Genomic DNA, 9,967 nt, shown 5'->3' on the forward strand with positions numbered 1-9,967 from the left:
TTACGGCGTCCTTTTTTGAAAGGCCGACACCTTGGTGCTCCAGAAAAACTGGCAATCCCTGATCAAGCCGGAGAAGCTGGAATTCGAGCCCGGAACCGTCCCGTCGCGGATTGCGACGGTGGTCGCGGAGCCGCTCGAGCGCGGCTTTGGCTTGACGCTCGGTAATGCGCTGCGTCGCATTCTGCTTTCTTCTTTGCAGGGCGCAGCCATCACCGCCATCCAGATCGACGGTGTGCTGCACGAATTCTCCTCGGTGCCGGGTGTGCGTGAAGACGTCACCGATATCGTGCTGAACATCAAGCAGCTTGCACTGAACATGCACGGCGAAGGCCCGAAGCGCATGATGCTCACGGCCACCGGCCCTGGTGAAGTGCGCGCTGGTCAGATTCAGGCCGGACACGGCGTCGAGATCATGAACCCTGATCTCGTGATCTGCACGCTTGATGACGGCGTGAAGCTTGGTATGGAATTCACGGTCAATATCGGTAAGGGCTATGTTCCGGCCGCCGCAAACCGTCCGGAAGACGCGCCGATCGGGCTTATCCCCATCGATGCGATTTATTCGCCGGTGAAGCGCGTGTCTTACAAAGTCGAACCGACCCGCGTTGGGCAGGTCACCGATTATGACCGCCTGCTTCTGACGGTGGAGACGAATGGCTCCGTCACTCCGGAAGATGCTGTCGCTCTTGCAGCCCGGATCCTTCAGGATCAGCTGCAGCTGTTCATCAATTTCGATGAGCCGCGTCCGGTTGTGCCCGCCGAGCCGGAAGACGATCTGCCGTTCAACCGCAATCTTCTGCGGAAAGTGGACGAGCTGGAGCTTTCGGTGCGTTCGGCAAACTGCCTGAAGAACGACAACATCATCTACATCGGTGATCTGGTTCAGAAGACAGAGCAGGAAATGCTGCGCACGCCGAACTTTGGCCGGAAGTCGCTGAACGAAATCAAGGAAGTCCTCACCACTATGGGACTTTCGCTTGGAATGAATGTTCCGGCGTGGCCGCCGGAGAATATCGAGGATCTTGCGAAGCGGCTCGACGAGCCCTTCTGATCCGCAACAAGGAGACTTAACAATGCGTCACGGTGTTGCCGGTCGGAAGCTCGGCGTTACCTCTACCCATCGTGCGGCGATGTTCCGCAATATGGCTGTTGCTCTCATCAAGCATGAGCAGATCACGACGACGTTGCCGAAGGCGAAAGAACTTCGTCCGGTCGTCGAGAAACTGATCACACTTGGCAAGCGCGGTGATCTGCACGCGCGTCGTCAGGCTTATGCTCAGCTTCGTGACGATACAGTCGTCAGTAAGCTGTTCTCGGTCGTCGCCGAGCGCTACAAATCACGCACGGGCGGCTATGCCCGCGTGCTGCGGGCCGGCGTTCGTCATGGCGATGCTGCTGATATGGCGCTGATCGAACTGATCGATCGTGACGTATCTGCAAAAGGTCAGGACAGCGGACCTCGTCCGGTTCATGAACCTCAGGATGATCTCGCCGCTTAAGTTTTGCGGAGTTGAGACAAAAAAGCCGGCCTTTGGGCCGGCTTTTTTGTTTGTGTGGTGTGGAATTGTCAAACTATCTCTGATCATTGTATATTGGCTTCAGTGGGTGTGCTATCACTATGCTCATTCGTATTAAATAATGCTGGGCGACCGTCGATGATAAAGAGAATTGCGTGGATATCAGTTCTTCGTATGGTTGCTGCGGTGCTCTGTCTGGCACTGATAACGGGGGCAGGTAAGGCATCTGCGGCCACAACGGTCCGGGTTGGTTATATTCCGGTTCTGGGATCGTCCGCGCTGTTTGTGATCGATGGTAAAGGCTGGGCAAAAGACGCCGGGCTGGATCTGCAACTTGTGCGTTTCACCTCCGGTCCCCAGGCAATTCAGGCTCTCGTCGCTGGTCGTATTGATGCTTACGTTGCCGGGGTTCTGCCGCTTCTTCAGGTTCGGGCTCATGGAGTAGATGTCAAGGTATTGGCAACCGGGGCCATTGAAGAGCTCTCCGTCGTCGCGCACGGTCCGCTTGCCGCCGGACTTGACGCGACGAAGCCTGGCGGGCTCACACGCGAGGCTCTGACAGAACGTCTCTCACACTTCACTACGGTGACCAGTCGCAAGCCGAAAATTGCCGCCCAGCCCCAGGGCTCCGTGCCCGATACGGTGCTGCGCTACTGGCTTAAGGAAGAGGCCGGCGTAGCGTCCGACGCTGTCGATATTGTCGGTATTGATATCGATGCCGCTCAGCAGGCCTTTCTTGCCGGCGCCGTGGATGCCGCCATCCTGCGTGAGCCGGCTCTGACCATCATTCGTGCCCGCGTGCCCGACGCACGCATTCTTGCCACCGGCCATGATCTGATACCGGACCAGCCCGGGTCGGTCTTCGCGGTTCTGCATCCTGATGCGCCGGACCGCGCTGTCTGGAAAGGGAAGCTGACCGCGCTCTTCGTCAAAGCAACCGACCTGATCGCGTCTCATCCTGAAGAGGCCGCTCCGTATGTCGCTTCCGCTCTTGGCGGCGGTCTGATGAAACCGGCCCTGATTGAAGGGGCCCTCAAGGCTTCAGCGAGGGATTTCGTCGCCGATCCGGGGCGTATCACCGCGAGCGTGAAAACCCTGCAGGATTTCGAGGTTTCCCAGGGACTGCTCCGCAATGCCGCTCCGGTCGAAGGTCTCTTCGATCTGGAGACATGGCACCAGGCGACGCCATAACTTCACTGAAGGCACCGGGTTTATGATTGTTCTGCGCCCGGGAACCGGGACACGCACGGCCCTGAGCATCGCAGGGCTCGTTGTATTGCTTGTTATCTGGCAGATCTGCGTACAGTTCCATGTGGTCCCGCCTGGCCTTCTGCCCGCACCGACAGAACTCTGGCCCGCATGGCGCAGCGAACTGGCAGGCGGCTACTGGCAAGGCGCCGTGCGTGACAGTCTGGGCCATTATGCTGCCGGTCTTGCCATCGGTTCGGTTCTCGGTGCCGCAGCAGGACTCGTCTGTGGTGCCGTGCCACTGGTCGATGCCCTGACAGGTGGCATCGTACGTCTTCTTCGTCCGATACCCGGTCTCGCCTGGGTGCCGTTCGCCATTCTCTGGTTTGGTCTGAACACGGCAGGAGCGACCTTTATCATCGCCATCTCCGTTTTCTGGATCAACTTCTACGCCGCCTGGGGTGCCGTGAAGTCGGTCGATCCGGAACTCTGTGAAGTCGCCGCCGCCTTCGGTCACAGCGGATTTGTGGCGAGGATGAGTTACGTCATTCTGCCAGCTTCTCTCCCCGGACTCCTTGCGGGACTGCGCACCGGGCTGGGACAGGGCTGGATGTCCGTCGTCGCTGCTGAACTCTTTGGTGTTCCCGGTATCGGCGCACGGATGATGCAGGCCTCCAGCCTGCTCGCGACCGACATCGTTGTCGTCTACATGATCACCATGGCCGGGCTCTATGCGCTGACCGATTTCCTTTTCGGTTTCCTGAGAGACCGGCTGTTGCGGTGGCAGGGCTGAACACATGACATCTCTGGTTCATCTGGACGACACCGGCCTCTCCCATGACCGGGGCAGCAGCTTCGTCTTCCGCCATGTCGATCTGACGCTCAATACCGGTGAATTCGTCGCTGTCCTGGGTCCCTCAGGCGTTGGAAAATCAACATTACTGCGTGTCATCATGGGACTCATCCCGCCGACAGAGGGCCAGATAACACTCGCTCCGCCGTCTGTTCAGCAGACAGATTCACGGCGCACGGCACTCGTTTTTCAGGATGCGCGTCTCATGCCCTGGCGCACGGTGAGACAAAACGTCGAACTCGGCCTGGAAAGTCTCGGTCTGAGTCGTAAGGAGCGCTATGTCCGCGCTGATGAAGCACTGCGCCTGGTCGGGCTTTCCGCCGAAGCGGGCCGCTGGCCGCGTCAGCTTTCCGGTGGCCAGCGACAGCGTGTCGGGGTTGCGCGGGCACTGACCGTCAATCCGGACCTGTTGCTCATGGATGAACCTTTTGGCGCCCTTGATGCCATTACCCGCACAGGCCTGCAATCCGAACTGCTGGCAATCTGGGAGGCCACGCATAAGACGGTGCTCTTCGTGACCCACGACATTGATGAAGCCATTATGCTTGCCGACCGGATCGTCGTGCTGGCTGGCAGCCCCGGTTCCGTTCGTGGCGATCTGATCGTCGGCCCGCGACCCCGTGATCCCTCTTCGCCGGCCATGCGCGTCCTCGCCGGTCGACTGCGCGCCCTCATCGCCGGCGAGTCCGACCCCGGCGGCGCCGCTTACTGGCAGTCCGCCGAGATCTGACCCGATAAAGTCGCCGCCAGGAGCGATCCGGTGGCGATCCCGATCCGGATCGTTGACCCGGCTTGCGCATCGACACACAGTGCGGCCAGAAATCAGCCACAGGAGGCCATCATGGCGGAGACCGGACAGGACGAAACTCAATATACTCTTGAAGACGGCGTGGGTCGGCTGCAGGACGGCCCCGGACGGGGTGTCGGCAAAGAGCCATCGGGGCGCGGAACAGGCTGGGCGGCGTGCAGCGATTGCGTCACCGACGGGCTGGATACAGTCCGCGATATCACTGCCGATATTCCCCTGCTGGCGCTTGGTGTGGCCACCGTGGCCGGATTTGTTACAGGAATCCTGATCGCCCGTCGGTAAGCCGGTCTGGTTAAACGGAAGTGGCACGTGCAGAGCAGATAATTATCCGGCTCAGTGATGACCCGGTGCAACTCACGTGTCGTCAATCTGTTTAAAGCAACGATGGCATTTCGCCCGTGTTAACAGGAGGATGCGATGCTGAGGCTCGCTCTGTTTTTCTTGATCATTTCGATCATTGCCGGCCTGTTCGGCTTTGGTGGTATTTCCAGCGCAGCTGCAGGCATGGCGAAGATTCTGTTCTTTATTGCCATCGTGATCTGCGTCGTTCTGTTCGTGCTCGTACTGATAGGGGTCGGTGCCGCATCGGGCAGATGATGAGGACTACGATCCGCGTCTGCCTGGTAGCGTAAAAAGAAACGGCGGCTGTCCTGAGACAGCCGCCGCATTTTTTTCCTGATAACCCGCCGTGACGATGCAGGTTGCATGTCCCGCTAAAAATGTTTTCGCCACGTTATATTTTGTCCGTTATTCCACCGAGGTCCGCACAAACCGGACAACGCTCTCGCCATCATTGATGTAACTGTACGACTGCGCGCTGCTATAGATCGCAAAGTCACCGGCAGGGACCGTGATGCTCTCCGTCTCCAGTTCAATGCGCAGACACCCCACGGTGACGAAGATCATTTCCGTCCAGCCCGGCGGGTCCGGCTCAGGGTGATAAGAGTCGCCAGGCTCAATCGACCATGACCAGAGCTCCGCCTCCCGGCGCGCAGACACGCTGCCGAGCAGGATGCCCTTACTTCCCGCTTTTCGGCCTCGCCAGGCGAGAGCTTCGATCCGGCGGGGTTCCGCCTGCGGGTCAGCGACCAGCTGCACAAAACTCGTACTCAGCGCTTCCGCAAGCCGGTCCAGACTGGCGAGGCTGATATTTGTGTCGCCACTTTCAAGATTGACGATTGTCCGCCGGCTCAGCCCTGACGCTTTGGCCAGAGCATCCTGACTCATCCCGGAATCCTTACGGAGACGACGAAGATTCTGGCTGACATAAGAGAGAACGCCATCTGAGGGGGATTGATTGTGCATTATATTGCTCATATATACTGCGCATTATGTTGCACAGTTCATCCGATCGCAAGCAGTATGGCTTCAGACCCACCCGCCAGGAACTGGCTCTCGTCGGCGTCACCATGCTGTGGGGTGCGTCTTTCCTCACCGTGCATACCGCCGTACAGTATAGCGGCCCGCTCTTCTTTGTCGGCATTCGCTTTCTGACAGCCGGCATCATCAGCCTGCTCCTGTTTCTGAAGACAATGCGTAATATCACGATGCGCGAACTGTGGGCGGGCGCTGCGATCGGTCTGTCAATCTGCCTTGGCTGCAGTCTCCAGGCATATGGGCTACGCAGCATCAGCAGCAGCCAGTCCGCATTTCTGACAGCGCTCTATGTGCCTGTCGTTCCCCTGATGCAGTGGCTCGTGCTGCGCAAAACACCGCATGTCATGAGCTGGATCGGCATCGGTCTTGCCTTTGCGGGCCTTATGCTTCTGGCCGGCCCGAACGCTCACCGGATCGGCCTCGGTCACGGTGAAATCGCGACACTTCTCGGCACGGTTGCGATGGCTGGCGAAATCATCCTCATCAGTCGTTTCGCGACTCAGGTCGACAGCCGACGCATTACCGTCGTGCAGCTTCTGTTCGCCGGGCTGTTCTCCCTGCTGTTCATGCCCATCGCCGGTGAGGCCGTGCCATTCTGCCCGCCTGTCTGGGTACTCTGCGCTGTCGGCCTCGGTATTGCGAGCGTCGTGATCCAGCTGACCATGAACTGGGCGCAGAAGGTTGTCTCTCCCACCCGCGCAACCGTTATATACGCCGGGGAGCCAGTCTGGGGAGGTATCGTCGGGCGCCTCGCCGGCGACACCCTGCCGTCGCTGGCGGTGCTGGGCGCCGCCTTCATCATAGCCGGCGTCGTCGCCAGTGAATGGCGCCCGAAATTCACACGCTCCGCCCGGATCAGCCGCGCGGAGCGCCATTCAGACGCAACGATCTGAAACAGGCCCATGCCCCGGACCGACATTCGTCCGGGGCATGATTTCGTGAAGTGATTTTTTACGGATGAGGCCCGGAAACCTTATCCCCGAACCGCCTTAGCCAGCTCCTGCAACTGCGCCAGCACCTTCGGCAACGTCTCCGCAGTCGCGCGGCCCTCTGCATCCAGTGTTTCCGCCAGCGTCTTCAGCAGTGCCGAAGCCACGACAGCCCCATCCGCGATCCGCGAGGCCGCAGCCGCCTGTTCCGGCGTGCGGATACCAAACCCGATTGCAACCGGAAGATCTGTCGCTGCCCGCAACCGGGGCAGGGCCGCCTCAAGATCAGCATCGCTCGCAGACCGTGTTCCGGTAATGCCGGTGATGCTCACATAATAAACAAAACCCGACGCATGGCTCAGCACCAGCTTCAGCCGCGCATCATCTGTCGTCGGCGCGACAAGCCGGATGATATCCAGCCCGTTCTCCGCCGCGCAGGCCTGCATCACGCTCGCCTCTTCCGGCGGCATATCGACGATGATCAGCCCGTCGATCCCGGCCCGCGCCGCGTCCTCGCAAAACCGCAGCGGCCCGTAAGCCTCAACGGGATTCAGATACCCCATCAGAATCACCGGCGTATCCGGATCGTTTTTGCGAAATGCATGAACCATTTCAAACAGACGTGGCAGCGTCGCTCCGGCTTTCAGCCCGCGCCGCGCCGCCATCTGAATGACCGGACCATCGGCCGAAGGGTCCGAAAACGGCATCCCGATCTCGATCAGATCGGCACCCGCTTCCGGCATCGCCCGCAGCAATGTCAGCGATGTCTCGAAATCCGGATCGCAGGCCTCAAGATACGGAATCAGCGCCCCGCGCCCTTCCTGCTTCAGTGCCGCAAAACGGCGCGCAATGCGGCTCACAGCTTCACCCCCAGACGATCAGCAACCGTGAAGATATCCTTGTCTCCGCGGCCGGAAATATTGATGACAAGCAGCGTCTCCGGACTCAGCGTTGGCGCGATCTTTGTGGCATACGCAATGGCATGTGCGGATTCCAGTGCAGGAATAATGCCTTCGGTGCGTGTGCAGAGCTGAAATGCTTCCAGTGCCTCATCGTCGGTCGCACCGACATAGTCTGCTCGCCCGATCTCATGCAGCCAGGAATGTTCCGGCCCGACACCAGGATAATCCAGTCCGGCGCTGATCGAATGAGCCTCGGTGATCTGCCCGTTCTCGTCCTGCAACAGGTAGGTGCGGTTACCATGCAGCACGCCCCGCGACCCGCGCTCGATCGACGCCGCTGTCTTGCCGCTGTCCAGCCCGTAACCTGTCGCCTCAACACCAATCAGCCGCACCGAAGGATCGTCAAGGAACGGATGGAAAATCCCCATCGCGTTCGAGCCGCCACCGATCGCCGCCACGATCACATCCGGCAGACGTCCTTCCTTCTCCTGCATCTGCGCTTTCGTCTCTTCACCGATCACACACTGAAAGTCCCGCACCATCGCCGGATAAGGATGTGGCCCGGCGACCGTACCAACCAGAAAATATGTGTTTTGAACATTGGCGACCCAGTCCCGCATCGCCTCGTTCATCGCATCCTTCAGCGTCCCGGCGCCGGCTGTCACCGGAATCACCTCGGCGCCCAGAAGCTTCATGCGAAACACATTCGGCTGCTGCCGCTCAACATCGACGGCGCCCATATAGATCACACACTGCATGCCAAAGAGCGCACACACCGTCGCCGTCGCCACACCGTGCTGGCCCGCGCCAGTCTCCGCGACAATCCGCTTCCGTCCCATGCGCCGCGCCAGCAGAATCTGACCCATCACATTGTTCAGCTTGTGCGAGCCGGTGTGGTTCAGTTCCTCGCGCTTCATGTAGAGCTTCGCGCCACCGCAATGCTCCGTCAGACGACGCGCGAACCAGAGCGGGGAAGGGCGGCCCACATAGTCCTTCAGATAAAACGACAGCTCTTTGTGAAACGACGGATCGGTCTTCGCGGCCTTATAAGCGTCATCCAGCTCCAGAAGCAGCGGCATCAGCGTCTCGGCCACGAACCGCCCGCCAAGACCATCGCCGAAATGTCCGGACTCAGCGGGCCCGTTCCGCAGACTGTTCGTTCCTGTGCTGTTCGTCATCGCTTAACCGATCCCTGCTTCCTGCACCCGCACCGGGGGCGGGTCCGCCCTGTCAGGCGGTATAACAGAGCCGGGATGAAAGCGTCCATGTGGCGAACCTGCACGGAAATGCGGTTGCCGCCTCTCGGCGGGGTTCCTATCACAGGCGCACTGAACTGTAGCAGGAAAAAGCATGTGGCCGGCCTGATGATACAGGGAACAGGTTCGGATGTCGGAAAATCAGTGCTGGTTGCCGGCCTGTGCCGGGTATTCTCGAACCGCGGCCTGAAAGTCGTTCCGTTCAAACCACAAAATATGTCCAACAATGCCGCCGTGGCAGGCAATGGCGGTGAAATCGGCCGCGCCCAGGCTCTGCAGGCTCTTGCCGCCCGTGTTGCGACGCATACGGATATGAACCCGGTCCTGCTCAAGCCTCAGGCGGATACCCGATCTCAGCTCATTGTCCAGGGGCAGATGAGGGGACATCTCGACAGTCGAAACTTCCTGACTGACCGGCGTTTACTCATTCCGGAGGTCATGGAAAGTTACAGGCGGCTCGAAAAACAATCCGATATTGTCGTTGTGGAAGGCGCCGGCTCACCCGCCGAAATCAATCTCAGGGCAGGCGATATCGCTAATATGGGGTTCGCCCATGAAGCCGCCGTGCCGGTCATCCTTGTCGGAGATATCGATCGCGGTGGGGTTATCGCATCTCTGGCCGGCACGCATACCGTGCTCGCCCCCGGCGACGCATCCATGATCCGGGGCTTCATTATCAACAAATTTCGTGGAGATCCGGCCTTGTTTGCAGATGGTTATGACGCCATCGAACATTTTACCGGCTGGGCAGGCTATGGCATCGTCCCCTTTATTCCCGCTGCCGCCAGATTGCCGGATGAAGACGCCGTCGTGCTGCAACGCGGACACGTTATCTCATCCGGCCGCAAAGTCATCGCCTGCCCGATCCTGCCTCATATCGCTAATTTCGATGATCTCGATCCTCTGCGCCAGGAACCTGACCTAGCAGCCTGTCGGGTTGGGGTACCCTGTGAAGGGGTAAGGTTGTAAGGTGGTGAGATGAGCAGCTTCATCCCGTCTGACCGGTCTCAGCCGTATCTTCTGCCTCCTGATCTGAAGTCGTGGCTTCCTGCTGACGATATGGCGCATTTCATTGTCGCAGCCGTTGAGCGGGTTCCGATGAGTGCGTTCTGCGTGCCAGTGCGCACGGGAGGCAAG

11 protein-coding genes and 2 pseudogenes are annotated in these 9,967 nt (G+C 59.6%); 10 read left to right on the forward strand and 3 right to left on the reverse strand.

Annotated features, from left to right (window positions below; translation table 11 throughout):
• The first annotated feature begins 31 nt into the window (after positions 1-31).
• The 7 genes from GOB85_RS12345 to GOB85_RS12375 all read left to right on the forward strand — a co-directional run bounded on the left by GOB85_RS12345 (position 32) and on the right by GOB85_RS12375 (position 4,963).
• Positions 32-1,051, forward strand: a complete 1,020-nt coding sequence (locus GOB85_RS12345; RefSeq protein WP_173577792.1) for a DNA-directed RNA polymerase subunit alpha — start codon at positions 32-34, stop codon at positions 1,049-1,051.
• Positions 1,052-1,073: 22 nt separating this feature from the next.
• Positions 1,074-1,499, forward strand: a complete 426-nt coding sequence (gene rplQ / locus GOB85_RS12350) for a 50S ribosomal protein L17 (protein WP_173577793.1) — start codon at positions 1,074-1,076, stop codon at positions 1,497-1,499.
• 156 nt (positions 1,500-1,655) lie between these two features.
• Entirely contained in the window at positions 1,656-2,708 is a 1,053-nt protein-coding gene (locus GOB85_RS12355; RefSeq protein WP_173577794.1) for an ABC transporter substrate-binding protein, read from the forward strand.
• A gap of 22 nt (positions 2,709-2,730) precedes the next feature.
• Positions 2,731-3,498, forward strand: coding sequence for an ABC transporter permease (locus GOB85_RS12360; RefSeq protein ID WP_173577795.1), 768 nt, complete (start codon positions 2,731-2,733; stop codon positions 3,496-3,498).
• A 4-nt stretch (positions 3,499-3,502) separates the two neighbouring features.
• Positions 3,503-4,288: an ABC transporter ATP-binding protein gene (locus tag GOB85_RS12365; protein WP_173577796.1), complete on the forward strand. Its 786-nt coding sequence runs from the start codon at positions 3,503-3,505 to the stop codon at positions 4,286-4,288.
• 30 nt (positions 4,289-4,318) lie between these two features.
• Entirely contained in the window at positions 4,319-4,648 is a 330-nt protein-coding gene (locus tag GOB85_RS12370) for a hypothetical protein (RefSeq protein WP_338421727.1), read from the forward strand.
• A 135-nt stretch (positions 4,649-4,783) separates the two neighbouring features.
• Complete coding sequence (locus GOB85_RS12375; RefSeq protein ID WP_173577797.1) at positions 4,784-4,963, forward strand: DUF1328 domain-containing protein; 180 nt, start codon at positions 4,784-4,786, stop codon at positions 4,961-4,963.
• Between the two features lie 150 nt (positions 4,964-5,113).
• Here the strand turns inward: GOB85_RS12375 and GOB85_RS12380 are convergent, their stop codons facing one another.
• On the reverse strand, positions 5,114-5,671 hold the full coding sequence (locus tag GOB85_RS12380; RefSeq protein WP_198912211.1) for a helix-turn-helix domain-containing protein: 558 nt from the start codon (positions 5,669-5,671) through the stop codon (positions 5,114-5,116).
• 26 nt (positions 5,672-5,697) lie between these two features.
• On the opposite strand from GOB85_RS12380, the gene GOB85_RS12385 reads away from it, so the two are divergent.
• On the forward strand, positions 5,698-6,636 hold the full coding sequence (locus tag GOB85_RS12385) for a DMT family transporter (protein ID WP_173577799.1): 939 nt from the start codon (positions 5,698-5,700) through the stop codon (positions 6,634-6,636).
• An 80-nt stretch (positions 6,637-6,716) separates the two neighbouring features.
• Here the strand turns inward: GOB85_RS12385 and trpA are convergent, their stop codons facing one another.
• Together trpA and trpB are read right to left on the reverse strand one after the other, a co-directional pair.
• A complete protein-coding gene (gene trpA / locus GOB85_RS12390) occupies positions 6,717-7,532 on the reverse strand; it encodes a tryptophan synthase subunit alpha (RefSeq protein ID WP_173577800.1) in 816 nt (271 codons plus the stop codon).
• A complete protein-coding gene (gene trpB, locus GOB85_RS12395) occupies positions 7,529-8,752 on the reverse strand; it encodes a tryptophan synthase subunit beta (protein ID WP_173577801.1) in 1,224 nt (407 codons plus the stop codon). Before trpB ends, trpA begins: the two co-directional genes overlap by 4 nt.
• A gap of 186 nt (positions 8,753-8,938) precedes the next feature.
• Here trpB and GOB85_RS12400 point away from each other — a divergent pair.
• Both GOB85_RS12400 and GOB85_RS12405 read left to right on the forward strand, forming a co-directional pair.
• Positions 8,939-9,769: pseudogene (locus tag GOB85_RS12400) on the forward strand (cobyric acid synthase); the annotation flags it as partial.
• A gap of 39 nt (positions 9,770-9,808) precedes the next feature.
• A pseudogene (locus GOB85_RS12405) lies at positions 9,809-9,967 on the forward strand (IS5/IS1182 family transposase); the annotation flags it as partial.

It is taken from the genome of Acetobacter fallax (assembly GCF_011516735.1).
GTDB lineage: Bacteria > Pseudomonadota > Alphaproteobacteria > Acetobacterales > Acetobacteraceae > Acetobacter > Acetobacter fallax.

What these genes read in the sequence shown, in the direction of transcription:
- GOB85_RS12385 (WP_173577799.1), top strand. Translation starts at nt 5,698, where the DNA reads ATGTTGCACAGTTCATCCGATCGCAAGCAGTATGGCTTCAGACCCACC.
- GOB85_RS12380 (WP_198912211.1), bottom strand. Translation starts at nt 5,671, where the DNA reads ATGCACAATCAATCCCCCTCAGATGGCGTTCTCTCTTATGTCAGCCAG.
- rplQ (WP_173577793.1), top strand. Translation starts at nt 1,074, where the DNA reads ATGCGTCACGGTGTTGCCGGTCGGAAGCTCGGCGTTACCTCTACCCAT.
- GOB85_RS12365 (WP_173577796.1), top strand. Translation starts at nt 3,503, where the DNA reads ATGACATCTCTGGTTCATCTGGACGACACCGGCCTCTCCCATGACCGG.
- trpB (WP_173577801.1), bottom strand. Translation starts at nt 8,752, where the DNA reads ATGACGAACAGCACAGGAACGAACAGTCTGCGGAACGGGCCCGCTGAG.
- GOB85_RS12360 (WP_173577795.1), top strand. Translation starts at nt 2,731, where the DNA reads ATGATTGTTCTGCGCCCGGGAACCGGGACACGCACGGCCCTGAGCATC.
- GOB85_RS12355 (WP_173577794.1), top strand. Translation starts at nt 1,656, where the DNA reads ATGATAAAGAGAATTGCGTGGATATCAGTTCTTCGTATGGTTGCTGCG.
- GOB85_RS12375 (WP_173577797.1), top strand. Translation starts at nt 4,784, where the DNA reads ATGCTGAGGCTCGCTCTGTTTTTCTTGATCATTTCGATCATTGCCGGC.